This window comes from Streptomyces sp. NPDC048185, assembly GCF_043202495.1.
In the GTDB taxonomy this organism is placed as follows: domain Bacteria; phylum Actinomycetota; class Actinomycetes; order Streptomycetales; family Streptomycetaceae; genus Streptomyces.
In genome coordinates, this window is sequence record NZ_JBIDAN010000004.1 from 13,660 (window position 1) to 36,528 (window position 22,869).

Consider the following 22,869-nt stretch of genomic DNA (forward strand, 5'->3'; position numbering starts at 1 on the left):
GTTAGGGATCATTGAGCAACCGTTTCCCCATGGCATACGTCAAGTTGGGGGAGGCGACAAAAGGTAGACCGCCATCGGGACACGAAGCCATACCGATGGCGTACAAGTCCCGCCGTCCGGTTGCCCCACCCGTTTGTACCCCCCCTAGACTGAACGTCCAGCACAGGCGGCCATCCGCTCGAAAGGCGCCCCCGTGTCCATCGGCAACTCCCCTGAAGACGAGCGTCCGACCGACGGCGTGTCCGAAGACATCTCTGAGGAAGCCCGCCCCTCTGTCGGCCGTGCCCTGCAACAGGCGCGCATCGCCGCCGGGTTGACCGTCGACGACATCAGCAGCGCCACCCGCGTCCGTATCGCCATCGTGCACGCCATCGAGGCGGACGACTTCACGCCGTGCGGCGGCGACGTCTACGCCCGCGGTCACCTCAGGACCCTGGCCAAGGCCGTCCGGCTCGACCCGGCCGAACTGATCGCGCAGTACGACGCCGATCACGGCGGACGCCCGGCCCCGACCCCTGCCGCGCCCCTGTTCGAGGCGGAACGCATCCGTCCCGAGCGTCGCGGCCCCAACTGGACCGCGGCGATGGTCGCAGCGATCGTCGCCGTGATCGGCTTCGTCGGCTTCACGTTCGTCAAGGGCGGCGACGACGGCGGCTCCGAGGCGAGCGTCGCCGAGGGGGCCCAGCCGACGGCCGGAAAGTCCGCCTCGGCGAGCGCCCGGCCCAAGAAGCCTGCCGACCCGAAGCCGGACCCGACTGACAGCGCCATCGCCGCCGCGCCGCGCGACAAGGTGACCGTCAAGGTCAGCGCCACCGACGGACGCAGCTGGATCTCCGCCAAGGACCACAGCGGCCGGCTGCTCTTCGACGGCCTGCTCAAGCAGGGCGACTCCAAGACCTTCCAGGACAACGAGAAGGTCAACCTCGTCCTCGGCGACGCCGGCGCCATCCAGCTCTACGTCAACGGCAAGAAGATCGAGGACGACTTCCAGCCCGGTGCCGTGGAGCGGCTGACGTACACGAAGGGCGACCCGCAGGTCGGATGAGCGGACCGAGGGGACGCGTCGCTACGGGGTTGGCCGGATCGGCCAACCCCGTCGACGTGGGCCGTCGGCGGGACGAAGTAGTCTTGAGCCCATGCCTGAAAGCCGTACCGTCGCACTCGTCACCCTTGGCTGCGCCCGTAACGAGGTGGACTCGGAGGAGCTCGCAGGCCGTCTGGAGGCGGACGGCTGGAAGCTCGTCGACGACGCCGAGGAAGCGGACGTCGCCGTCGTGAACACGTGCGGCTTCGTCGAGGCCGCCAAGAAGGACTCCGTGGACGCCCTCCTGGAGGCCAACGACCTCAAGGGCCACGGCAGAACCCAGGCCGTGGTGGCCGTGGGCTGCATGGCCGAGCGGTACGGCAAGGAGCTCGCCGAAGCCCTGCCCGAGGCCGACGGCGTCCTCGGCTTCGACGACTACGCCGACATCTCCGACCGGCTCCAGACCATCCTCAGCGGCGGCATCCACGCCGCCCACACCCCGCGCGACCGGCGGAAGCTGCTGCCGATCAGCCCCGCAGAGCGGCAGGAGGCCGGTGCCGCCGTCGCCCTGCCCGGCCACGGCCCCGCCGACCTCCCGGAGGGCGTCGCCCCCGCCTCCGGCCCCCGCGCGCCCCTGCGCCGCCGCCTGGACGGCTCCCCGGTCGCCTCCGTGAAGCTGGCCTCCGGCTGCGACCGGCGCTGCTCCTTCTGCGCCATCCCGTCCTTCCGTGGCTCCTTCATCTCGCGCCGCCCGAGCGACGTGCTGAACGAGACCCGGTGGCTGGCCGAACAGGGCGTCAAGGAGATCATGCTGGTCTCCGAGAACAACACCTCCTACGGCAAGGACCTCGGCGACATCCGCCTGCTGGAGTCGCTGCTGCCCGAGCTCGCCGAGGTCGACGGCCTCGAGCGGGTGCGCGTCAGCTACCTCCAGCCGGCCGAGATGCGCCCGGGCCTCATCGACGTGCTGACCTCGACGCCGAAGGTCGTGCCGTACTTCGACCTGTCCTTCCAGCACTCCGCGCCGAACGTGCTCCGGGCGATGCGCCGCTTCGGTGACACCGACCGCTTCCTGGAACTGCTGGACACCATCCGGAGCAAGGCCCCCGAGGCCGGCGTGCGCTCCAACTTCATCGTCGGCTTCCCCGGCGAGTCCGAGGCCGACCTCGCCGAGCTCGAGCGGTTCCTGAACCACGCGCGGCTGGACGCCATCGGCGTCTTCGGCTACTCCGACGAGGAGGGCACCGAGGCGGCGACCTACGAGAACAAGGTCGACCAGGACGTCGTCGCCGAGCGGCTGGCCCGCGTGTCCAGGCTGGCCGAGGAGCTCGTGTCGCAGCGCGCCGAGGAGCGGATCGGCTCGACCGTGCGGGTGCTCGTGGAGTCCGTGGACGAGGACGGCGTGTACGGGCGCGCGGCCCACCAGGCGCCGGAGACGGACGGCCAGGTGCTGCTCACGGGCGGCGAAGGTCTCGGTGCCGGTCGTATGGTCGACGCGAAGGTGGTCGGTACGGAGGGTGTCGACCTGGTGGCCGAGCCGCTGCCGGGCTCGCCCGCGTGGAGCGAGGAGGCGGCCAGATGACCGGAGTCCCGGCGTCCGCGGCGGGCGGCTCCTCCAGTGCGCGCAGGACCGGCCCGCGCGGCGCCTCGGGCGCGGCTCAGGAACCGGCCGAGCGCAAGACCGCGGGGGGCGCCGTGGAGCGGGGTGCGACCGAGGGCGGTGCCGCCGGGCGCGGCGGCAAGATCGCGGCCGCCGCCGTCAACCAGGCGAGCGTCTGGAACGTCGCCAATCTGCTGACGATGTTCCGGCTGGTCCTCGTGCCGGTCTTCGTGGTGCTGATGCTCGGCAACGGCGGCTACGACCCGGCCTGGCGCTCCTTCGCCTGGGCGGCCTTCGCCGTCGCCATGTTCACCGACATCTTCGACGGGCATCTGGCGCGCACCTACAACCTCGTCACGGACTTCGGGAAGATCGCCGACCCCATCGCCGACAAGGCGATCATGGGGGCGGCGCTGATCTGTCTCTCCGCGCTCGGCGACCTGCCCTGGTGGGTGACGGCCGTCATCCTGGGCCGGGAACTCGGGATCACCCTGCTGCGTTTCCTGGTCATCCGGTACGGCGTCATCCCGGCGAGCCGCGGCGGCAAGCTGAAGACCCTCACCCAGGGCGTCGCCGTCGGCATGTACGTCCTGGCACTGACGGGGCCGCTGGCCACCCTGAGGTTCTGGGTGATGGCGGTGGCGGTCCTGCTGACCGTGGTGACCGGACTGGACTATGTGAAGCAGGCCATTGTCCTGCGCCGGCAGGGAATCGCCGAGCGCAGGGCGGCGTTGAAGGAGACCGAAGGGTGAGTTCCAGCGCCGCCGACGTGGTCCGACTACTCACGGTGAGGGGCGAGACCCTGGCCGTCGCCGAGTCGCTGACCGGTGGTCTGGTGGCGGCAGGGATCACCGCGGTCCCGGGAGCGTCGAAGGTCTTCCGGGGTTCGGTGACCGCGTACGCCACGGAACTGAAGCGGGATCTGCTGCACGTCGACGCCGGCTTGCTGGCGGCTCGAGGCGCGGTGGATCCGCAGGTCGCCGCGGAGATGGCGGCCGGCGTGCGCGAGGCGCTGGGAGCCGACTGGGGCATCGCGACCACCGGTGTCGCAGGCCCCGATCCACAGGACGGACAACCCGTCGGGACGGTCTACGTGGGCGTGCACGGGCCTGCCGCACCACGGGACGGTTCCGCCCCTGGCGGAAAAGTGGAGGCGCTGCGGTTGAACGGCGGCCGCGCGGAAATTCGTATGGAGAGTGTACGGAGCGTGCTCGCGCTCCTCCTGAAGGAGCTCGCGGGCGAACAGACCGGGAATGAGCGGGCACAGGATACGGAACGGAACGGGGGGTTTTGATGTTTGCAGCCCTGAGTGAACACGACATCGCTCCCCGCACGGCCGCGGCGCGAGGCGGTACGGTGGGGCGTGAAGGATGCGGCTACGCGGTCCGAGGAGGGAGCCACCGATGATTCTGCTCCGTCGCCTGCTGGGTGACGTGCTGCGTCGGCAGCGCCAGCGCCAGGGCCGTACTCTGCGCGAAGTCTCCTCGTCCGCCCGAGTCTCACTCGGCTATCTCTCCGAGGTGGAGCGGGGGCAGAAGGAGGCGTCCTCCGAGCTGCTGTCCGCCATCTGCGACGCGCTGGACGTACGGATGTCCGAACTCATGCGAGAAGTGAGCGACGAACTCGCCCTCGCGGAGCTGGCCCAGTCCGCCGCGGCCACGTCGAGCGAGTCCGTGCCCGCGCCGGTTCGTCCGATGCTGGGCTCCGTGTCGGTGGCCGGTGTGCCACCGGAACGGGTCACCATCAAGGCACCCGCGGAAGCGGTGGACGTCGTCGCCGCCTGAGCGTCTGCGCGTCGACGCCCGAGGCCCCGGCCAGGGCCTCTCCGGGAGACCGGAGGGGTGCGGTCGGGGTTTTTGCGTGTCCGGGCGCAGGAGCCCGGCCAGGGGTGATTTCCGCCGGTTTGCCGGTCCCTGACGCGGCGGTCATCGTGGAAGGACATGCCGGGGGACAACCGACGGAGGTGCGGATGTACGTCGTCAAGAGCCCCTTGTCCGACGCGAATCTCAAGATCGTCTCCGAGGCGCTCCAGGGTGCTCTCGTCGACCTGGTGGACCTGGCCCTGGTCGCGAAGCAGATCCACTGGAACGTCGTCGGGCCGCGTTTCCGCTCCGTGCACCTGCAGCTGGACGAGGTCGTCGCCACCGCACGCACGCACTCCGACACCGTGGCAGAGCGTGCCTCGGCGCTCGGCGTGTCCCCGGACGGACGGGCCGCGACGGTGGCCGTGGGCAGCGGCATCGGCGTGACGCCGGAGGGCTGGGTGGACGACACCACCGCGGTGGGGACGATCGTCGAGGCGCTGGGCGCGGTGATCACACGGATGCGGGAACGGATCACCGCCACCGGGGACCCGGACCCCGTGAGCCAGGACATCTTCATCCAGATCACGGCCGACCTCGAGAAGCAGCATTGGATGTTCCAAGCCGAGAACGGATGACCTCTGCGACCGTGCGCCGGGCGGCCGCGCTGGGGCTCGGCGCGCTGTGGTGCTGGGCCGTGCTGCGTCTGCTGCTGGTGCCCGGGGCCGGTCCGGTCGAGGGGGCGGTCGCGGCCGGCGGATGGGGTCTGAGCGTGTTGCCGGTGCACTGCGTGCCCAGGAACCGGGCGGTGAGTGCCGTCGGCGCGGGACGGTGGCGGACGGCCCTGCGAGGCGGTGGTGCGGGCCCGGCGCCGGGGCATCATCCGACGGAAGGACGGGACCGATGACCCATACCAGCCTGGACAAGGACGTCGACCACCTTGCCCTCACGCTCGTGGCCGACTTCACCGCGCCCGTCGACCGGGTGTGGCAGCTGTGGGCCGACCCGCGGCAGCTCGAGCGCTGGTGGGGTCCGCCGACCTATCCGGCGACCGTGGAGGAGCACGACCTGATCCCGGGCGGTGACGTCACCTACTTCATGACGGGCCCGGACGGCGACAGGTACCGCGGCTGGTGGCGGATCACCTCGGTCGACGCCCCGACGTCGCTGGAGTTCACCGACGGATTCGCCGACCAGGACGGTGCGCCGAGCACCACCATGCCGACCATGGCGGTACGGGTACGGCTCAGCGAGCACGGAGACGGCACCCGGATGGAGATGCGCTCGGTCTTCGACACCGCGGCCCACATGGAGCAGCTGACCGACATGGGCATGGTCGACGGCCTGCGGGAGGCCGTCGGTCAGATGGACGCGCTGCTGGCCGGCTGAGCCACGGGCCGGGCGGCGGACGGGGTCACGCTCTCCTCCTCCGCCGGCCCGCGGCACCGGAGCCGCCCGGTCGCGGGGCGGGGCCCGCCTGGCAGACGGGGCACCAGTACGTCGGGCGCTCACGGGAGCCGTCGCCCTGGTCGGCCAGACGCACGGACGTGCCGCAGCGCAGACACGGGCGGGGCGCGCGGCCGTAGACGAACAGGTCATGGCCGCGCAGGCCCGTCGTGCGGCGTACCGGACGCTCGCGGTTGGCTTCCAGGAGCCTGTGGGCGAGGGCGGGCAGTTTCGCGGCCCGGTCGGCGGGCAGCTCGCCCACCGGCAGCCACGGGGTGACGCCGAGCAGGAAACAGAGCTCGCACTTGTACACGTTGCCGATCCCGGCGAGATTGCGCTGGTCGAGCAGGGCCTCACCGAGAGGGCGGGCCGGGTCCCCCTGGAGGTTGGACAGGGCCTTCTCCGGGTCCCAGTCCGGTCCCAGCAGGTCGGGACCGAGATGGCCGACCGCGCGCTCTTCGTCGGCGGTCCGCAGCAGCTCCAGCACCGGGAGGCGGTAGCCGACGGCCGTACGGTCGGCGGTGCCGAGGATGATGCGGATCTGGTGCGCCGGGCCGCCGCTCCAGCGCTGACCGGCCGCGAACACCTTCCAGGCACCGTCCATCCTGAGGTGCGAGTGCACCGTGAGCCCGCCCTCGACGCGGGTCAGCAGGTGCTTGCCGCGCGGGGTGACGTCCAGGACGGTGCGGCCGGTCAGGTCGACCGTCGCGTACCGGGGCACGCGGAAGTCGCTGCGGGTCAGCGTCCTGCCCGCCAGCGCTCCGTGCAGCCGCCGCGCGGCCTGCCAGACGGTGTCTCCCTCAGGCATGGGTGTCTTCCTCGGACATGGGTCAAGGGTGGCAGGCTCACGCCCGGATGCGCAGGCCGCGCGGGGTGGCGATGAAGCCCGCCTCCTCCAGCAGGACGCCGAACGGAGACGTCAGGGCCGCGGCGCCGTTGACGCGTTCCACCGTGACCGTGCCGAGGGAACCCGCGCGGGCGGCGGCGGCCAGGGCCTCCGTGGCGGCGCGCAGGGCCGGGTCCCCGGCCGGCGGACCGTCCGGGTCGGAGGGCCAGAGCAGCAGGGTCTTGCCACCGCGCTCCATGTAGAGCGCGGGCTCCCCCTCCACCAGCACCACCAGGGAGCCCGCCTTGCGGCCCGGTTTGTGCGTGGCCCCGGCCGGGGGCTCGGGCCAGCCCAGGGCAGCACCGTAGGCGTTCGCCGGATCGGCGGCGGCCAGGACGACGGCCCGGGAGGCGGTGTCCCCCCGGCTGCGACGGCCGGGGGGACCGGCGTCGTACGAGCCGTGCGGGAGGCCGAAGCCGCCCTGCGCGCCACCGCCGCGCGGGCCGCCGGCACCCGGTTCGGCGTAGTCGCGCGGGGAGACGTAGTCACCCCGGGACCGGGGAAGCGGCTGGGCCGGTGCGAACACGTCGGCCGAGCCGTCCGGGGTGCCGGCGTCTCCGTAGCCGCCCGCGGCGAAGTCGTCGAAGGGGGCGTCGCCGGAGGCCCAGGCGTCCGGCGCGGAGCCGTCGGGCGAGGTGCGCCCCCCGGGGCCGCCGTTGCCCTGTCCCGCCCGGCCGGGGGGACCGTCGCCGCGCTCACGGGCGTTGGCCACCGCGCGCAACCGGTCCACGGCGCCCTCCATGGCGAACTGAGCGGCACCGAGCCCCTCCACGACATAGCCGCGCCGGGCCTGTCCGCTCTCCTCGAACGCGGCCAGGATGCGGTACACCGCGGAGAAGCCGCCCTCGACGCCCTCGGCGGCGACGGCACCCCGGGTCACCACGCCGTGGCGGTCCAGGAGCGTACGGGCCAGGGCGTGGGCGCGCACCGTGGTGTCGGCCTCGCGGGCCGGGAGCAGCGACCACCGGCCCGCGACCGTCGGCGGACCGGTGCGGGACGTGGCGCGGGCGGCGGCCGTCAGCGAGCCGTAGCGTCCCCGCGGCACCGCGCGCTTGGCGCGGTGGGCGGTGGCACCCGCCGTACGGCCCGAGCCCAGCAGGGCGCGCAGGGGTGCGAGCGTGTCGTTCGTCAGCCGTCCGGACCAGGCCAGGTCCCACAGGGCGTCGGCCAGCTGCGGGTCCGTGACGTCCGGGTGCGTGGTGGCGCGGACCTGGTCGGCGATCTGCCGGAAGAACAGACCGTACCCGCCGGAGAGGCTGTCCAGGACGGACTGGTGGAGAGCGGTCGTCTCCAGGGGGTGCGCGGGCGGCAGCAGCACCGGGGCGGCGTCCGCGAGGTAGAGCGAGACCCAGCCGTCCTTGCCGGGGAGGGAGCCCGCACCCGCCCACACCACCTCGCCGGCGGCCGTGAGCTCGTCCAGCATCGCGGGCGTGTAGTTCGCCACCCGGGACGGCAGGACGAGCTTCTCCAGGGCGGACGCGGGCACGGCCGCGCCCTGCATCTGCTCGACGGCCCGCACCAGCCCGTCGACGCCGCGCAGCGTGTGCCCCTTGCCGATGTGCTGCCACTGGGGCAGGAACTGGCCGAGCGCGGCCGGCGGGACCGGCTCCAGCTCGTGCCGCAGCGCGGCGAGGGAACGGCGGCGCAACCGGCGCAGCACCGTCGCGTCGCACCATTCCTGACCGATCCCCGCCGGATGGAACTCGCCCTGGACGACCCGGCCGGCCGCCGCGAGCCGCTGCAGTGCGCCCTCGGTCACGGCGACGCCCAGACCGAAGCGGGCGGCGGCGGTCACCGACGTGAACGGGCCGTGGGTGCGGGCGTGGCGGGCCAGGAGGTCGCCGAGCGGGTCCTTGACCGGCTCCGTGAAGGCCTCGGGCACGCCCACGGGCAGGGCCGTGCCCAACGCGTCGCGCAGCCGGCCCGCGTCCTCGATCGCCGCCCAGTGGTCGGCACCGGCGATGCGCACCTTGATCGCGCGCCGGGCCGCCGCCAGCTCCTGGGCCCACTGAGGCTCGGCGCCCCGCTCGGCCAGCTCGGCGTCCGTGAGCGGGCCGAGCATCCGCAGCAGGTCCGCGACGCCTTCCGGATCCTTGACGCGCCGGTCCTCGGTGAGCCACTGCAGCTCGCGCTCCAGCTCGCCCAGCACGTCCGCGTCGAGCAGCTCGCGCAGCTCCGCCTGGCCGAGCAGCTCGGCCAGCAGCCGCGAGTCCAGCGACAGCGCCGCGGCCCGGCGCTCGGCGAGCGGCGAGTCGCCCTCGTACAGGAACTGGGCGACGTACCCGAACAGCAGGGAGCGGGCGAACGGGGACGGCTCCGGGGTGGTGACCTCGACCAGGCGCACCTTGCGGGACTCCACGTCGCCCATCAGCTCGACCAGGCCGGGCACGTCGAAGACGTCCTGGAGGCACTCGCGGACCGCTTCCAGGACGATCGGGAACGAGCCGTACTCGCTCGCCACCTCGAGCAGCTGCGCGGCACGCTGACGCTGCTGCCACAGCGGGGTGCGCTTGCCCGGGTTGCGGCGCGGCAGCAGGAGCGCGCGGGCGGCGCACTCCCGGAAGCGGGACGCGAACAGGGCCGACCCGCCCACCTGGTCGGTGACGACCCGGTCGACGTCGCCCTTGTCGAAGACGACGTCGGACGCGCCCACGGGCGCCTGCTCGGCGTCGTACTCCAGGCCGGGCTTCGACGGTTCCTGGTCGAGCAGGTCCAGGCTCATCAGATCGGCGTCGGGCAGGCGCAGCACGATGCCGTCGTCGGCGTGCATGACCTGGGCGTCCATGCCGTACCGCTCGGACAGCCGGGCGCCGAGCGCGAGCGCCCAGGGGGCGTGGACCTGGGCGCCGAAGGGCGAGTGGACCACGACGCGCCAGTCGCCCAGCTCGTCCCGGAAGCGCTCCACGACGATGGTCCGGTCGTCGGGCACGTGGCCGCAGGCCTCGCGCTGCTCGTCGAGATAGGCCAGCACGTTGTCCGCCGCCCAGGCGTCCAGGCCCGCGGTGACCAGGCGCAGCCGGGCGTCCTCCTTGCCGAGGGAGCCGACCTCGCGCAGGAACGCGCCCAGCGCGCGGCCCAGTTCGAGGGGGCGGCCCAGCTGGTCGCCCTTCCAGAACGGCAGCCGTCCCGGCACACCCGGAGCGGGGGAGACCAGCACCCGGTCGCGCGTGATGTCCTCGATGCGCCAGGAGCTCGTGCCGAGCGTGAAGACGTCCCCGACGCGGGACTCGTAGACCATCTCCTCGTCGAGCTCGCCGACCCGGCCGCCGCCCTTCTTGGGGTCGGCACCGGCGAGGAAGACCCCGAAGAGTCCGCGGTCGGGGATCGTCCCCCCGGAGGTGACGGCGAGGCGCTGCGCGCCCGGGCGGCCGGTGACGGTCCCGGTGACCCGGTCCCACACCACGCGGGGGCGCAGCTCGGCGAAGGCGTCGGAGGGATAGCGGCCCGCGAGCATGTCGAGGACGGCCGTGAAGGCCGACTCCGGAAGGGAGGCGAAGGGGGCGGCGCGGCGCACGGTGGTGAGCAGGTCGTCGACCTGCCAGGTGTCCAGCGCGGTCATCGCGACCAGCTGCTGGGCCAGGACGTCCAGCGGATTGGCGGGGACCCTCAGGGCCTCGATGGCGCCGCTGCGCATCCGCTCGGTGACCACGGCGGCCTGCACCAGGTCACCGCGGTACTTGGGGAAGACCACGCCCGTGGAGACCGCGCCGACCTGATGGCCCGCGCGGCCGACGCGCTGGAGGCCGGAGGCGACGGAGGGCGGTGACTCGACCTGGACGACGAGGTCGACGGCGCCCATGTCGATGCCCAGCTCCAGGCTGGAGGTGGCGACCACGGCGGGCAGGCGGCCCGCCTTGAGGTCCTCCTCCACGAGGGCCCGCTGCTCCTTGGAGACCGAGCCGTGGTGGGCGCGGGCGATCACGGGCGGGGCACCCTGGGCCGCTCCCGAGCCGCCCATGAGCTCGGCGGGGGAGTGGTGCTCGTCCAGGGGCTCGCCGGTGGCGCGTTCGTACGCGATCTCGTTGAGCCTGTTGCACAGGCGTTCGGCCAGGCGGCGGGAGTTGGCGAAGACGATGGTGGAGCGGTGCGACTGGACGAGGTCGGTGATCCGCTCCTCGACGTGCGGCCAGATCGACGGGCGCTCGGCGCCCTCGTTCCCCTCGGCGACGGGGGAGCCGCCGAGCTCTCCCAGGTCCTCGACCGGGACGACGACGGAGAGGTCGAACTCCTTGCCCGAGTCCGGCTGGACGATCTCCACCTTGCCGCGGGGGGCGAGGAAACGGGCGACCTCGTCCACCGGGCGGACCGTCGCCGACAGGCCGATCCGGCGGGCCGGCTTCGGCAGCAGCTCGTCCAGCCGCTCCAGGGTGAGCGCGAGATGGGCGCCGCGCTTGGTGCCCGCCACCGCGTGCACCTCGTCCAGGATCACCGTCTCCACGCCGGTCAGCGCGTCACGCGTGGCCGACGTCAGCATCAGGAACAGGGACTCCGGGGTCGTGATCAGGATGTCCGGAGGGCGGGTGGCCAGGGCCCGGCGCTCGGCGGCCGGGGTGTCTCCCGAGCGGATGCCCACCTTCACCTCCGGCTCGGGAAGACCGAGCCGGACGGACTCCTGGCGGATGCCGGTCAGCGGGCTGCGCAGGTTGCGCTCGACGTCCACCGCCAGGGCCTTGAGCGGAGAGACGTACAGCACCCGGCACCGCTTCTTCGGATCGGCCGGCGGCGGCGTGGAGGCCAGCTGGTCCAGGGCGGCGAGAAAGGCGGCCAGCGTCTTGCCGGAACCGGTGGGCGCGACCACCAGCACGTCCGAGCCCTCCGAGATGGCCTGCCACGCGCCCGCCTGGGCGGCGGTGGGCGCGGAGAAGGCCCCCGTGAACCAGCCGCGGGTCGCGGGGGAGAAGCCGTCCAGGGCTCGGTGTGCGGAGCTGACCATGGATCCATCCTGCACCCGGACACTGACAATTGCCTTGAGCTGGGCGGATGCCGCCGGACGGGACGGCTGCGCGCGGCCCGCCCGGGGCACGCCGGCGGACGCCGGTCCGCCCGGCCGGCGGAGAATGGACCCATGGCGAAGACGGGTGAGCGGGCGCGGCACTGGCAGTACGCGGAGCTGCCCGGTGTCGATCTGCTGCGCGCCCGGTACATACGGAAGACCTTCGTCCGGCATACGCACGAGCACTTCGTCATCGCCGCCATCGCCGACGGCGTGGAGGTCTTCCACCACGGCGGGAGCGACCGGTACGCCGGTGCCGGATCGCTCGCGCTGATCAATCCCGACACCCCGCACACGGGGCGGGCCGGCATTCCGGAGGGCTGGCGCTACGGGGCGGTCTATCCGGCGCCCGAGCTGGTGGCCGCGATCGCGGCGGAGACGACCACCCTGCGCGGTACACCGGGCTTCGTCCGGCCGGTGCTCGACGACCCGTACAGCGCCGAGCTGGTCCACCGGGTGCTGCGGGCGGCCGACGAGGGCAACGCGCTCGCCGCCGACACCCTGCTGAGGGTGGCCGTGACCCGGCTGCTGCGGCTGAACGGCGGCCCGCTGCCACGGCGGGAGGTGCGGACCGCCGGGGCCCGGGTGGCGGCACGCGCGCGTGCCGTGCTGGAGGAGCGGATGGCCGATCCGCCCAGCCTGGAGGCGCTCGCCGCGGAGCTCGGGAGCAGTCCCTTCGCGCTGCTGCGCGCCTTCCGGGACGCGTACGGGATGCCCCCGCACACCTGGCTGACGGACGCCCGGGTGCGCCGGGCCCGGCGGATGCTGGACGCCGGGACGGCCCCGGCCGAGGCCGCCGTCGCCGTGGGTTTCACCGACCAGCCGCACCTGAACCGGCACTTCGCGCGGATCGTGGGCGTACCGCCCGGCGCGTACCGGCGCGAGCGCAAGAACGTACAAGACACGCGGCGGCGACTGCTCCTACCGTCCGAGGCGTGACAGAACAGACAGTCGTACCCGGCACGCGCGTCGTCGAGGACAAGCCCGACGCCGCCGTCGTACGGGACGCCCTCGGAGTAGGAGTCGCCGTCGGGCTGTCCGGGTTCGCCTTCGGGGTGACCTCGGCGGGCAGTGGGCTCACGTTGCTGCAGACGTGCGCGCTCAGCCTCCTGGTCTTCACCGGGGCATCCCAGTTCGCGCTCGTCGGAGCGCTCGCGGCCGGCGGCAATCCGCTCACGGCCGCGGCGGGGGCCTTCTTCCTGGGCGTGCGCAACGCCTTCTACGGGCTGCGGCTGTCACAGCTGCTGGCCCTCCCGCGCGCGGTGCGGCCCCTCGCCGCCCAGTGGGTGATCGACGAGACGGCGGCCGTGGCGCTGGCGCAGCCCACGCGGCGCAGCGTCCGGATCGGGTTCAGTGTCACCGGTCTCACCCTCTACGTGCTGTGGAACGTCACCACCCTGCTCGGCGCGCTGGGCGCGGAGGCCATCGGGGACACCGACGCCTGGGGCCTCGACGCGGCCGGGCCCGCGGTGTTCCTGGCGCTCCTCGCGCCGATGCTGAAGAGCACCACCGAGCGTGCGGTCGCCGCTCTGGCCGTGCTGCTGGGGCTCGGTCTGCTGCCCGTCCTGCCCGCCGGTGTGCCCGTCCTGGTGGCGGCGCTGGCGGCGCCGGCCGTCCTGTGGGCGGAGGGACGCCGCAGGACATTCCGGAGCGACGGGGTGGACGACACACGGGAGGACCCACAGGACATCGCACGGGGCCCCGTGCAGGGCTCCGGGCGGGAGGGAGAGCGGTGAGCATCTGGATCGCGATCGGCGTGACCGCACTCGGCTGTTACGTCGTGAAACTCGTCGGACTGCTCGTACCCGCGGGCGCCCTGGAACGACCGCTGGTCAGGCGTCTCGCCGCCCTGCTGCCCGTCGCTCTCCTCGCCGCGCTCACCGCCCAGCAGACCTTCCAGGACGGGCAGGCCCTTGTGCTCGACGCACGGGCCGCGGGAGTGGCCGCGGCCGCCGTGGCCCTGGTGCTGCGGGCTCCGTTCCTGCTGGTCGTCGCGGCGGCCGTGGTGGTCACCGCGGGTGTGCGGGCCATGGGCGGGTGAGGGCGGGCGGGCCGGTCAGCCGATGAGACGGCCGTGGGCCCGCAGCGTGCGCAGGGCGTCGAGCGTCACCCGGGGGCGTGCCTCCAGCACGGGGGCGGGCGCCCAGCGGCGCCACCGCACGGGCCAGCCGCCGTCCTCCTCCTGTTCCGCGAGGAGGAAGTCGAGGGAACGGGCCATCTCGTCGTCCGTGAACCACGCGCGCGCGAGGGAGTGCGGCGTCCTCGCGTAGTCGTGGGGGAAGTGGTGCTCACCCGGGCCGTAGCCGGGGGAGACCGGGTAGGTGCCGCGGGCGTCCGGATCGAGCACCGCGAGGCGCTGGTCACGCACCAGGCGGCCCAGCCGGTCGGCCGCCGCCTGCGCGCGCGGGCGGTCGGGGGCGGCGTCCAGGAAGGCCACGGCGGCCTCCACCTCGTACGGGTGGGAGGTCCGCACCGACTCGACCGCACGCCAGCAGAAGTCCGTGGCCCGGAACAGCCAGGCGTGCCAGACCTCGTTGCGGTGCAGCAGACCGACCACGGGACCGGTGGCGAGCAGCTCCCCGGGAGGGTCGTCCACCACCGGTACGAAGGGGGCGGCCGGGTAGCCGCGCTGGCTGGGATGGATCGCGGGCAGGGCTCCGTCGGCGGTGGAGACGGAGGTCAGATAGCGGCACACCCGTTCCGCACGCTGCCCGCCGCAGCGCCCGACGGCGTCCAGGACCCGCAGGGCGTGCGCGGTGTGCAGCGGCTGGCTGACGGGGCCGCGCAGATCGGGCTCCAGGGCGTGGCCGTACCCGCCGTCCTCGTTGCGGTAGGCCTCCAGCGCCGCCTCCACCGGTGCGGCGTCGCCGTCGCGGAAGTGGTACGCGAACAGGCGCTGCTCCAGCACGCGCGCGGTGAGCCAGACGAAGTGCTCGGCGCGCGCGAGCGGGGAGCGCGCAGGGGGTCTCGGGGGGAGTGGGGAAGCTCCGTTCTCGGCCATGCGACAGACCGTAGGGCGGAAAGCGGTACCGGTACGCGGTCCCGGCGCAGGGCCCACTCTCAGGGGCGGGATACTGGATGCATGCGGTTGACGGTCTTCTGGGAGCGGATGACGGAGCACTTCGGTCCGGGCTACGCCGACACCTTCGCGCGCGATCACGTGATGACGGAGCTCGGCGGTCGTACGGTGCACGAGGCGCTGGACTCCGGCTGGGACGCCAAGGACGTCTGGCGGGTGGTCTGCAACGTCATGAACGTGCCACAGGAGCGGCGCTGACGGGTCACGAAGATCGCGACCGTGCGTCCGCTGTCGGCGGCGTGGGTGAGACTTGGTCCGTGGCATCCACTGACGAGACCGGGCAAGCGGCCCGGCAGACCCCTCCGTCCGGCACGACGCCGCCCGCCCCGCCCCCCGCCGGCGGCAGCGCGGGACCGGGCGCCCGTATGCCGCGCTGGCTGCCGCGGGCCATGGTGCTGGCCCTTTCGCTGATCGCCGTCTTCCAGCTGGGCAGCTGGGCCTTCCACCAGCTCACCGGTCTGCTGATCAACATCCTGATCGCGTTCTTCCTGGCGCTCGCCATCGAGCCCGCGGTGAGCTGGATGTCGGCGCGCGGCATGCGCCGGGGGTTCGCCACGTTCATCGTCTTCCTCGCCGTGCTGATCGCCGCCGCGGGATTCGTGACGCTGCTCGGCTCCATGCTCGCGGGCCAGATCGTCAAGATGGTCGAGGACTTCCCCGACTACCTCGACTCCGTGATCGCCTGGATCAACGGCCACTTCCACACCGAGCTCAGAAGGGTGGACGTCCAGGAGGGACTGCTCCGCTCCGACTGGCTGCGCAACTACGTGCAGAACAGCGCCTCCGGCGTCCTGGACGTGTCCGCCCAGGTCCTCGGGGGCCTCTTCCAACTGCTGACGATCCTGCTCTTCTCGTTCTACTTCGCCGCCGACGGCCCCCGGCTGCGGCGCGGGCTCTGTTCCGTCCTGCCGCCCGCCCGGCAGGCCGAGGTCCTGCGCGCGTGGGAGATCGCCGTGGACAAGACCGGCGGTTACCTCTACTCGCGCGGCCTGATGGCGTTGATCTCCGGGATCGCGCACTACGTCCTGCTGGAGATCCTGGAGGTGCCCTACGCGCCCGCGCTCGCCGTGTGGGTGGGCCTGGTGTCGCAGTTCATCCCCACCATCGGCACCTATCTCGCGGGCGCCCTGCCCATGCTGATCGCCTTCACGGTCAACCCCTGGTACGCGCTGTGGGTGCTGGGCTTCGTGGTGATCTACCAGCAGTTCGAGAACTACGTGTTGCAGCCCAAGCTGACGTCGAAGACCGTGGACATCCACCCCGCCGTCGCCTTCGGCTCGGTCATCGCGGGCACCGCCCTGCTGGGCGCCGTCGGCGCGCTGATCGCCATCCCGGCGGTCGCCACGCTACAGGCGTTCCTCGGGGCGTACGTCAAGCGGTACGACGTCACGGACGACCCCCGCGTCCACGGGCACCGCGACCGCCGCGGGGCGGGGGCCGGGGCGTTCACGCGCATACGGAAGCTGTGGGCCCGGCGATCGGACCCGGCGCGCCCCGGCCGGAGCCCCGGGGAGGACGGGCCCGGGCGTGGTGGCTCCGGGGACGGCGGCACCGCCTGAAGTGCGGGACGGCCGGGCCAGTACGCCAGAGCGGCCCGCACTCCGGCGGCGACGGCCCTGAGGGGAATCATCCCTGTGGTTCCTGGGGCTCTGCGTCGGCCGCACGCAGGTCGCGGTCCTTGGCCTCGGTGCGGGTCTCCGTGCGGTGGCCGCGGGCGATGTAGTCCCGGACCACGGCCTCGACGGCGTCCTGGGGCGAGCCGATGCCGGCCAGGACCATCACCTCCACCACCAGCTCGGCGTCGAGACTGATGCTGACCTCGGCCATGGGGACCCCTCCTCGCATCGCGTGCACGCAATGTAGCCGTAGGCCTGTCCGCGGGCACCCGAGACGTACGCTCGGAGGTGCCGAGCGGTGCGCTTGACACGAAAATCGAACATCCATTCTTATGGAGGCTCCGGCGAGGCTCGTGACGGGTGATTCGACTGGGTTTGGACGGAGAGGTCCCCGAGTTATCCACAGGCCGGACCCGCATCGAGGCGCATTGTCAGTGGCAGGCATTAGCGTCTTTGACGTGAAGCGATCGAATCAAGCAAACCGGGTGGAACCCATGGCAGGAACCGACCGCGAGAAGGCCCTGGACGCCGCGCTCGCGCAGATTGAACGGCAATTCGGCAAGGGCGCGGTCATGCGCATGGGCGAGCGGCCGAACGAGCCCATCGAGGTCATCCCGACCGGATCGACCGCGCTCGACGTGGCCCTCGGCGTCGGCGGCCTCCCCCGCGGCCGGGTCGTGGAGGTCTACGGCCCCGAGTCCTCGGGCAAGACGACCCTGACCCTGCACGCCGTGGCGAACGCGCAGAAGGCCGGCGGTCAGGTCGCGTTCGTGGACGCGGAGCACGCCCTCGACCCCGAGTACGCGAAGAAGCTCGGCGTCGACATCGACAACCTGATCCTCTCCCAGCCGGACAACGGCGAGCAGGCCTTGGAGATCGTGGACATGCTGGTCCGCTCCGGCGCCCTCGACCTCATCGTCATCGACTCCGTCGCCGCGCTCGTCCCGCGCGCGGAGATCGAGGGTGAGATGGGCGACAGTCACGTGGGTCTCCAGGCCCGGCTGATGAGCCAGGCCCTGCGGAAGATCACCAGCGCGCTCAACCAGTCCAAGACCACCGCGATCTTCATCAACCAGCTCCGCGAGAAGATCGGTGTGATGTTCGGCTCCCCGGAGACCACGACAGGTGGCCGGGCGCTGAAGTTCTACGCCTCCGTGCGCATCGACATCCGCCGCATCGAGACGCTGAAGGACGGCACGGAGGCGGTCGGCAACCGCACCCGCTGCAAGGTCGTCAAGAACAAGGTCGCGCCGCCCTTCAAGCAGGCCGAGTTCGACATCCTCTACGGCCAGGGCATCAGCCGCGAGGGCGGCCTGATCGACATGGGCGTGGAGCACGGGTTCGTCCGCAAGGCCGGTGCCTGGTACACGTACGAGGGCGACCAGCTCGGCCAGGGCAAGGAGAACGCGCGCAACTTCCTGAAGGACAACCCCGACCTGGCGAACGAGATCGAGAAGAAGATCAAGGAGAAGCTGGGCGTCGGCGTGCGTCCCGAGGAGCCGGCCACCGAGCCGGGTACGGACGCCGCGGTCTCCGCCGCCCCGGCCGACGCCGCGTCGGCGGTGCCCGCACCCGCCTCGGCCAAGGCGACCAAGTCCAAGGCCGCGGCAGCCAAGAGCTGACCCGTGACACGACGAACCGACTGGGCCGAGTATGACGCCGGCTCCGCCGGGACGGACGACGGCGCGTACGGGGCGGGCTCGGCGGACGTGCCGTCCGGTGAGGGCGGCGCGCGTCGCAGAGGCGGGCGGCGGCGACGGCGCGAGGGCGCGGAGCCGTTCGCCGAGGACGGAGGTGCCACTTCCTCGTCGAGGGCCGAGAAGGGGGAGCCTCCGCGGGACCCGGTGGAGCAGGCACGGGCGATCTGCCTGCGCCTGCTCACCGGGACCCCGCGCACCCGCAAGCAACTCGCCGACGCCCTGCGCAAACGGGAGATCCCGGACGAGGCCGCGGAGGAGGTGCTGTCCAGGTTCGAGGAGGCCGGCCTGATCAACGACAGTGCCTTCGCCGACGCCTGGGTCGAGTCCCGGCACCACGGCCGCGGACTGGCCCGGCGCGCTCTCGCCCGGGAACTGCGGACCAAGGGCGTCGACTCCACCCTCATCGACGCGGCGGTGTCCCAGCTGGACTCCGACCAGGAGGAGGAGACCGCACGGGAACTCGTCGCCCGCAAACTGCGCGCCACCCGCGGCCTCGACCGCGACAAGAGGCTGCGCCGCCTCGCCGGCATGCTGGCCCGCAAGGGCTACCCCGAGGGCATGGCCCTGCGGGTGGTCCGGCAGGCGCTGGAACAGGAGGGCGAGGACACGGAGTTCCTCGGCGACGAGAGCTTCTGACCGGACGCGACGTCGCCCGCGTGGGTATGGGCGTCGTCCCGGAGCACGCAGGATTACCTTGCGCTCCCGGAGGGGTGAAGACCTTCCGTACGGCTGTACCGTCTGCGCCGTCGCGCGGCTGCCCGAGCCGCGTCCACCGCGCGCGTACGCCGCCCCTGGAATCCGGCCGGCGAACGGGCCCGCACCGACAACGCCCCGGTACGTCCAGAAAGGCGGCCCCGCCATGCCTCTGACCGCGCGCCCCCGAAGAACGACGCACGCCCTGCTCCTCGGCGCCGGCCTGCTCCTCGGCGGCTGCGGTCCGATCGCGGCCGACTCCGGCTCGGCGCAAGACGGCCCGCTCGTCCTCGGCTTCGTCAACGGAGGCGGCAGCCAGTTCCACACCTGCCTGCAGCGGTCCGTGGAGATCACGGCCAAGAACAACTTCGCCGAACTCGTCACGGCCAACTCCGGGCAGGACGCCACGAAGGAACTGTCCAACATCGAGGACATGATCACGCGCAAGGTCGACGCGATCATCCTGCAGACCGTCAGCACCGACGCCCTCGAGAGTGACCTGGCGAAGGCCGAGCGGGCCGGCATCCCCGTCTTCCTGACCTCCGTGAGCGCGGACCCCGACGACATCCTGGGGGCGGTGGTCGTCGACCTGAAGGCCGTCGGGCGCCTCGACGCCCAGTGGATCACCGACGACGCGGCGGGCAAGGACGTCCGGGTCGGGATCGTCGCGGGTGCCCCGGGTGCCGCCTCCGACCTGCTCGTCGGCGGCTTCACCGGAGCGCTGCCGGCCAACGCCGAGGTGGTCGCCGACCAGCCCGGCATGTTCGACGCGGCCAAGGCCGGGAAGGTCGCGGACACCATGGCCCGCGCCCACCCCGACCTGGACTACGCCTTCGTCGCCAACGAACAGATGGCGTTCGCCGCGCGCGAGGCCTTCGACGCGGCGGGAGCCGGCCAGGTGAAGATCGTCACGGTGAACGGCACCGACGAGGCCCTCGCCGCGCTCAAGGACGGACGGTTCTCCGCGACGGTCTCCGACTCGGCCGGGAACACCGGTGAGCTGGCCGTCCGGAACACCATCGCCCTGCTGCGCGGCAGGAAGGCCGAGAAGATCGACACCACGCCGATCCGCCTGGTGACCAAGGGCAACGCGGACACGGCACCGCTGTACTGCCCCTCCGCTCTCTGACCCGTGCGCCTTACGGCGCGGTCACCGGCAGTCCCGTCGCCCGCCACGCCTGGAACCCGCCGACCAGATCGGTGGCCCGGTGCAACCCCAGGCGGTGCAGGGACTCCGCGGCGAGGCTGGAGGCGTAGCCCTCGTTGCACACCACCACGACACGCAGGTCGTGACCCGTGGCCTCGGGAACGCGGTGGCTCCCCTGCGGATCCAGGCGCCACTCGAGTTCGTTGCGCTCGATCACCAGGGCGCCCGGAATCAGACCGTCCGCGTCACGCAGAGCGGCGTACCGGATGTCGACCAGCAACGCCTCACCGGCCTCGGCGGCGTCGTACGCCGCGCGCGGTTCTATGCGCGTGTAGCCCTGGCGCACCCGCTCCAGCACCTCGTCGATCCCGATCGGTTCGCTCACTGCCAGTCCTCCGGGCGCTCGACCTCCTCCAGGCGCAGGACCTGGCCGGTGCGACTGTAGCGACGGATCCGCGGCAGGGGCGGGTAGTAGGCGTGGACGGAGATCGCGTGTCGGTCGGGCGACTCGTTGAGCACCTCGTGGACGTGGTGCCGACCGAAGGCACGGCCCTTTCCGGTGGGCAGACGACGCTCCCGGTCGACGCCGTCGGTGAGCTCCAGGGTCTTCCAGCCGTCGGTGGGCAGCCGGGCGGCGAGCGCGTTCTCCTTGAGCTCGCCGGCCGCCGTCACGAAGGCGCCCACGGATTCGGCGTGGTCGTGCCAGCCGGTGCCGGTGCCGGGCGGCCAGCCGATCAGCCAGGCCTCGCTGCCGCCGGGTCCGTCCAGCCGCACCCAGGTACGGCCCTCGGGGTCGAGGGGGAGCGAGGCGATCAGTTCGGCGTCGGCGGCGACGCGCCGTACGAAGTCGAGCAGGTCGGCCTGGGTCGGCACGGGCGCGCTCACGGCCGTCGGTGAGGAAAGAGGAGCGGGGGCAGGGGAGGACACGGACACGGGTACCGTCCTGGAGTTCGCGGGGAAGCGCGCGGCGGCATGGCGAAGCGGGGCGCGCGAAGGAAGAGAGGCGAATTCAGCAGGACGGGCGACACACGCAGCCCACATAGCGGACGAGGTCCATGTGGACCCTCCGCCAGAGGCGCACATCGGTGTCGGTCACGCTCCGGAGTAGACCATGACGGCGTGGGCCGGTCAACTCACCGACACCCTGCGGACGGCGACGGCAGACCGCGGCGGGCCGGCGAGCGCGGAACCGCCCGCCGGGCCACGGCCCGCCCCGGCCGGAGGCGCCCCGCTCCGTGACGGGCAAGCGTTCAGCGGGCCCCGGCCGCAGCCCCGGCTCCCGACTCCGCGGCCGCCTTCGTCGCCCCGCCCAGCGCGGCCTCGGCCGCCGTGTACAGGTCGGCCGGGCGCACCCCGTTCAGCGCCGTGACGAGGTCGCCGTCGGGCCGCACCAGCAGCACGGTGTGTGCGGCGGCCCCCGGGTAACTCTCGGCCACCAGCAGCTCGGCACGGTGCGGCAGCGCCGTCACGGCCGCCGCCAGCCGGGGCATGACGCCGGCGGTCACCCAGTGCTTGCGGTCCCACACCCCGGTGCCCGGTGCGATCAGCACCACCAGCAGCGCACCCCGCCCCAGCCGGTCCCGCAGCCGCACGAACGTGCCGTCCTCCGCCGTGACCCGGACGTCGGTGACGGGCGTTCCGGGTGCCGTACCCACGGCCACCTCGCCGTCGAGGGGCGGGGGCATGAGCGGTGAGTCGGCATACGCCCCCGGAGCCCCGAGCGCCCCCTGCCCCACATGACCGTCGGCGAGCAGCGCGTCGTGACCCCGGGCGGAGCCGGGGATGTACGACCGCAGCCCCCCGCCTCCGCGCAGCAGCGGCAGCACCTGGTCGGCGGCACGCAGCCGTGCCGCGACGGCCGTGCGCCGTTCCTTCTGGTAGCTGTCGAGCAGCGCTTCGTGCGGCCCGTGGTGCCAGGCGAGGGCGAGCTTCCAGGCCAGGTTGTCCGCGTCCCGCAGCCCTTCGTCGAGGCCCTGCGTGCCCAGCGCGCCCAGCAGATGCGCCGCGTCCCCGGCGAGGAACACGCGGCCCGCCCGCCAGCGGCGGGCCAGACGGTGGTGGACCGTGTGCACGCCGGTGTCGAGGAGTTCGTAGGACGGAGTGGCCCCGGCCCGCCAGCCGGTGAGGGTCTCCCGGACCCGGTTCACCAGCAGTTCGGGCGTGACCAGGTCCTTGCCGGGCGGCAACAGCCAGTCCAGGCGCCACACGCCGTCGGGCAGGGGGCGGCCGACGATCTCGCCGGCCGACGGGCCGGTCGTCCGCCAGGGCGGCGCCCGGTGGAGCAGGGCCTCGTCGGCCCAGGGGAGTTCGGTGCGCAGCGCGGCGACGGCGTATCGTTCCACCGCCGTACGGCCGGGGAAGCGGATGTCCTGGAGCTTGCGCACGGTCGAGCGGGGGCCGTCGCAGCCGACCAGGTAACTGCCGCGCCACCAGGTGCCCTTGGGGCCGCGCGTGTGGGCGGTGACGCCGGACGTCTCCTGTTCGACGCCGATCAGACGGCTGTCCGCCGCGGCCTTCACGAGGGGCTCGTCGGCCAGAGCGGTGCGCAGGACGGTCGTGAGCTCGTGCTGGGCGATGTGCAGCGGCGCCTGGCCGGCGTCGTCGAACGCGACCTCGCGCGTCACCTGCTTGCGCCGCATCGACCGCCATCCGGCCCAACGGAAACCCACCTCGTCCAGGGAGAAGCCGGTCAGCCTCTCGACGAGGGCGACGACGTCCTCGCGCAGGACGACGGTGCGGGCGGGACGCGGTTCGTCCTTGCCCGGACCCTCGTCGAGGAGGACGCAGGGCACCTCCTGACGGGCCAGGGCCAGGGCGAGCGTGAGCCCGACGGGCCCCGCTCCGACGATGATCACCGGGTCCACGGTGCGATGCCCCCTGCCT

The 22,869-nt window shown here is 72.9% G+C and carries 23 protein-coding genes; 16 read left to right on the forward strand and 7 right to left on the reverse strand.

Annotated features, from left to right (window positions below; all coding sequences use genetic code 11):
• The first annotated feature begins 193 nt into the window (after positions 1-193).
• The 8 genes from ACGF3H_RS13720 (at position 194) to ACGF3H_RS13755 (ending at position 5,815) form a co-directional block, all read left to right on the forward strand.
• Entirely contained in the window at positions 194-1,045 is an 852-nt protein-coding gene (locus ACGF3H_RS13720) for a RodZ domain-containing protein (protein WP_362490535.1), read from the forward strand.
• 91 nt (positions 1,046-1,136) lie between these two features.
• Positions 1,137-2,606, forward strand: a complete 1,470-nt coding sequence (gene rimO, locus ACGF3H_RS13725) for a 30S ribosomal protein S12 methylthiotransferase RimO (protein ID WP_362490539.1) — start codon at positions 1,137-1,139, stop codon at positions 2,604-2,606.
• Positions 2,603-3,376 carry a CDP-diacylglycerol--glycerol-3-phosphate 3-phosphatidyltransferase gene (pgsA, locus tag ACGF3H_RS13730; protein WP_362490542.1) on the forward strand — a complete coding sequence of 258 codons (774 nt, stop codon included), beginning with the start codon at positions 2,603-2,605 and terminating at the stop codon, positions 3,374-3,376. Before rimO ends, pgsA begins: the two co-directional genes overlap by 4 nt.
• Entirely contained in the window at positions 3,373-3,918 is a 546-nt protein-coding gene (locus ACGF3H_RS13735) for a CinA family protein (RefSeq protein ID WP_362490544.1), read from the forward strand. The genes pgsA and ACGF3H_RS13735 overlap by 4 nt, the downstream gene beginning before the upstream one ends.
• 109 nt (positions 3,919-4,027) lie before the next feature.
• On the forward strand, positions 4,028-4,408 hold the full coding sequence (locus ACGF3H_RS13740) for a helix-turn-helix domain-containing protein (RefSeq protein ID WP_161164858.1): 381 nt from the start codon (positions 4,028-4,030) through the stop codon (positions 4,406-4,408).
• A gap of 185 nt (positions 4,409-4,593) precedes the next feature.
• Positions 4,594-5,064, forward strand: a complete 471-nt coding sequence (locus ACGF3H_RS13745) for a DNA starvation/stationary phase protection protein (protein ID WP_362490547.1) — start codon at positions 4,594-4,596, stop codon at positions 5,062-5,064.
• Positions 5,061-5,333 carry a hypothetical protein gene (locus tag ACGF3H_RS13750; protein WP_362490549.1) on the forward strand — a complete coding sequence of 91 codons (273 nt, stop codon included), beginning with the start codon at positions 5,061-5,063 and terminating at the stop codon, positions 5,331-5,333. Before ACGF3H_RS13745 ends, ACGF3H_RS13750 begins: the two co-directional genes overlap by 4 nt.
• The gene (locus tag ACGF3H_RS13755) at positions 5,330-5,815 is read left to right on the forward strand and encodes an SRPBCC domain-containing protein (protein WP_362490552.1); all 486 of its coding nucleotides are present in this window, start codon (positions 5,330-5,332) and stop codon (positions 5,813-5,815) included. The genes ACGF3H_RS13750 and ACGF3H_RS13755 overlap by 4 nt, the downstream gene beginning before the upstream one ends.
• 25 nt (positions 5,816-5,840) lie before the next feature.
• On the opposite strand, the gene ACGF3H_RS13760 is transcribed toward ACGF3H_RS13755, so the two are convergent.
• Together ACGF3H_RS13760 and ACGF3H_RS13765 are read right to left on the reverse strand one after the other, a co-directional pair.
• Complete coding sequence (locus ACGF3H_RS13760; protein ID WP_362490554.1) at positions 5,841-6,680, reverse strand: DNA-formamidopyrimidine glycosylase family protein; 840 nt, start codon at positions 6,678-6,680, stop codon at positions 5,841-5,843.
• A gap of 37 nt (positions 6,681-6,717) precedes the next feature.
• Entirely contained in the window at positions 6,718-11,691 is a 4,974-nt protein-coding gene (locus tag ACGF3H_RS13765) for an ATP-dependent helicase (protein ID WP_362490557.1), read from the reverse strand.
• A gap of 132 nt (positions 11,692-11,823) precedes the next feature.
• Between ACGF3H_RS13765 and ACGF3H_RS13770 the strand changes: the two genes are divergently transcribed.
• The 3 genes from ACGF3H_RS13770 to ACGF3H_RS13780 are packed head-to-tail and all read left to right on the forward strand — an operon-like array spanning position 11,824 to position 13,792.
• The gene (locus tag ACGF3H_RS13770) at positions 11,824-12,690 is read left to right on the forward strand and encodes an AraC family transcriptional regulator (RefSeq protein WP_362490559.1); all 867 of its coding nucleotides are present in this window, start codon (positions 11,824-11,826) and stop codon (positions 12,688-12,690) included.
• Positions 12,687-13,487: an AzlC family ABC transporter permease gene (locus ACGF3H_RS13775; RefSeq protein WP_362490562.1), complete on the forward strand. Its 801-nt coding sequence runs from the start codon at positions 12,687-12,689 to the stop codon at positions 13,485-13,487. Before ACGF3H_RS13770 ends, ACGF3H_RS13775 begins: the two co-directional genes overlap by 4 nt.
• A complete protein-coding gene (locus tag ACGF3H_RS13780; protein ID WP_362490564.1) occupies positions 13,484-13,792 on the forward strand; it encodes an AzlD domain-containing protein in 309 nt (102 codons plus the stop codon). Before ACGF3H_RS13775 ends, ACGF3H_RS13780 begins: the two co-directional genes overlap by 4 nt.
• A 15-nt stretch (positions 13,793-13,807) precedes the next feature.
• Here the strand turns inward: ACGF3H_RS13780 and ACGF3H_RS13785 are convergent, their stop codons facing one another.
• Entirely contained in the window at positions 13,808-14,752 is a 945-nt protein-coding gene (locus ACGF3H_RS13785; RefSeq protein WP_362490566.1) for a hypothetical protein, read from the reverse strand.
• Positions 14,753-14,833: 81 nt separating this feature from the next.
• On the opposite strand from ACGF3H_RS13785, the gene ACGF3H_RS13790 reads away from it, so the two are divergent.
• Entirely contained in the window at positions 14,834-15,028 is a 195-nt protein-coding gene (locus ACGF3H_RS13790) for a DUF3046 domain-containing protein (protein ID WP_362490569.1), read from the forward strand.
• Between the two features lie 59 nt (positions 15,029-15,087).
• Positions 15,088-16,389, forward strand: a complete 1,302-nt coding sequence (locus tag ACGF3H_RS13795; RefSeq protein ID WP_362490571.1) for an AI-2E family transporter — start codon at positions 15,088-15,090, stop codon at positions 16,387-16,389.
• A 67-nt stretch (positions 16,390-16,456) separates the two neighbouring features.
• On the opposite strand, the gene ACGF3H_RS13800 is transcribed toward ACGF3H_RS13795, so the two are convergent.
• On the reverse strand, positions 16,457-16,657 hold the full coding sequence (locus ACGF3H_RS13800) for a DUF2191 domain-containing protein (RefSeq protein WP_362490574.1): 201 nt from the start codon (positions 16,655-16,657) through the stop codon (positions 16,457-16,459).
• Between the two features lie 283 nt (positions 16,658-16,940).
• Here ACGF3H_RS13800 and recA point away from each other — a divergent pair, with 283 nt between their 5' ends.
• The 3 genes from recA (at position 16,941) to ACGF3H_RS13815 (ending at position 19,968) form a co-directional block, all read left to right on the forward strand.
• The gene (gene recA, locus ACGF3H_RS13805; RefSeq protein WP_362490576.1) at positions 16,941-18,068 is read left to right on the forward strand and encodes a recombinase RecA; all 1,128 of its coding nucleotides are present in this window, start codon (positions 16,941-16,943) and stop codon (positions 18,066-18,068) included.
• Positions 18,069-18,071: 3 nt separating this feature from the next.
• Positions 18,072-18,782 carry a recombination regulator RecX gene (recX, locus tag ACGF3H_RS13810; protein WP_362490579.1) on the forward strand — a complete coding sequence of 237 codons (711 nt, stop codon included), beginning with the start codon at positions 18,072-18,074 and terminating at the stop codon, positions 18,780-18,782.
• 223 nt (positions 18,783-19,005) lie between these two features.
• A complete protein-coding gene (locus ACGF3H_RS13815) occupies positions 19,006-19,968 on the forward strand; it encodes a sugar ABC transporter substrate-binding protein (RefSeq protein ID WP_362490581.1) in 963 nt (320 codons plus the stop codon).
• Positions 19,969-19,978: 10 nt separating this feature from the next.
• Here ACGF3H_RS13815 and ACGF3H_RS13820 read toward each other — a convergent pair whose 3' ends face one another.
• The 3 genes from ACGF3H_RS13820 to ACGF3H_RS13830 form a co-directional block, all read right to left on the reverse strand.
• Positions 19,979-20,371: a rhodanese-like domain-containing protein gene (locus tag ACGF3H_RS13820; RefSeq protein WP_362490584.1), complete on the reverse strand. Its 393-nt coding sequence runs from the start codon at positions 20,369-20,371 to the stop codon at positions 19,979-19,981.
• Positions 20,368-20,919, reverse strand: a complete 552-nt coding sequence (locus tag ACGF3H_RS13825) for a cysteine dioxygenase (RefSeq protein WP_362490586.1) — start codon at positions 20,917-20,919, stop codon at positions 20,368-20,370. The genes ACGF3H_RS13820 and ACGF3H_RS13825 overlap by 4 nt, the downstream gene beginning before the upstream one ends.
• A gap of 317 nt (positions 20,920-21,236) precedes the next feature.
• Complete coding sequence (locus tag ACGF3H_RS13830) at positions 21,237-22,850, reverse strand: FAD-dependent monooxygenase (protein WP_362490588.1); 1,614 nt, start codon at positions 22,848-22,850, stop codon at positions 21,237-21,239.
• Positions 22,851-22,869 lie beyond the last annotated feature (19 nt).

What these genes read in the sequence shown, in the direction of transcription:
- rimO (WP_362490539.1), top strand. Translation starts at nt 1,137, where the DNA reads ATGCCTGAAAGCCGTACCGTCGCACTCGTCACCCTTGGCTGCGCCCGT.
- pgsA (WP_362490542.1), top strand. Translation starts at nt 2,603, where the DNA reads ATGACCGGAGTCCCGGCGTCCGCGGCGGGCGGCTCCTCCAGTGCGCGC.
- ACGF3H_RS13740 (WP_161164858.1), top strand. Translation starts at nt 4,028, where the DNA reads ATGATTCTGCTCCGTCGCCTGCTGGGTGACGTGCTGCGTCGGCAGCGC.
- ACGF3H_RS13745 (WP_362490547.1), top strand. Translation starts at nt 4,594, where the DNA reads ATGTACGTCGTCAAGAGCCCCTTGTCCGACGCGAATCTCAAGATCGTC.
- ACGF3H_RS13750 (WP_362490549.1), top strand. Translation starts at nt 5,061, where the DNA reads ATGACCTCTGCGACCGTGCGCCGGGCGGCCGCGCTGGGGCTCGGCGCG.
- ACGF3H_RS13755 (WP_362490552.1), top strand. Translation starts at nt 5,330, where the DNA reads ATGACCCATACCAGCCTGGACAAGGACGTCGACCACCTTGCCCTCACG.
- ACGF3H_RS13760 (WP_362490554.1), bottom strand. Translation starts at nt 6,680, where the DNA reads ATGCCTGAGGGAGACACCGTCTGGCAGGCCGCGCGGCGGCTGCACGGA.
- ACGF3H_RS13765 (WP_362490557.1), bottom strand. Translation starts at nt 11,691, where the DNA reads ATGGTCAGCTCCGCACACCGAGCCCTGGACGGCTTCTCCCCCGCGACC.
- ACGF3H_RS13770 (WP_362490559.1), top strand. Translation starts at nt 11,824, where the DNA reads ATGGCGAAGACGGGTGAGCGGGCGCGGCACTGGCAGTACGCGGAGCTG.
- ACGF3H_RS13785 (WP_362490566.1), bottom strand. Translation starts at nt 14,752, where the DNA reads ATGGCCGAGAACGGAGCTTCCCCACTCCCCCCGAGACCCCCTGCGCGC.
- ACGF3H_RS13790 (WP_362490569.1), top strand. Translation starts at nt 14,834, where the DNA reads ATGCGGTTGACGGTCTTCTGGGAGCGGATGACGGAGCACTTCGGTCCG.
- ACGF3H_RS13800 (WP_362490574.1), bottom strand. Translation starts at nt 16,657, where the DNA reads ATGGCCGAGGTCAGCATCAGTCTCGACGCCGAGCTGGTGGTGGAGGTG.
- recA (WP_362490576.1), top strand. Translation starts at nt 16,941, where the DNA reads ATGGCAGGAACCGACCGCGAGAAGGCCCTGGACGCCGCGCTCGCGCAG.
- ACGF3H_RS13815 (WP_362490581.1), top strand. Translation starts at nt 19,006, where the DNA reads ATGCCTCTGACCGCGCGCCCCCGAAGAACGACGCACGCCCTGCTCCTC.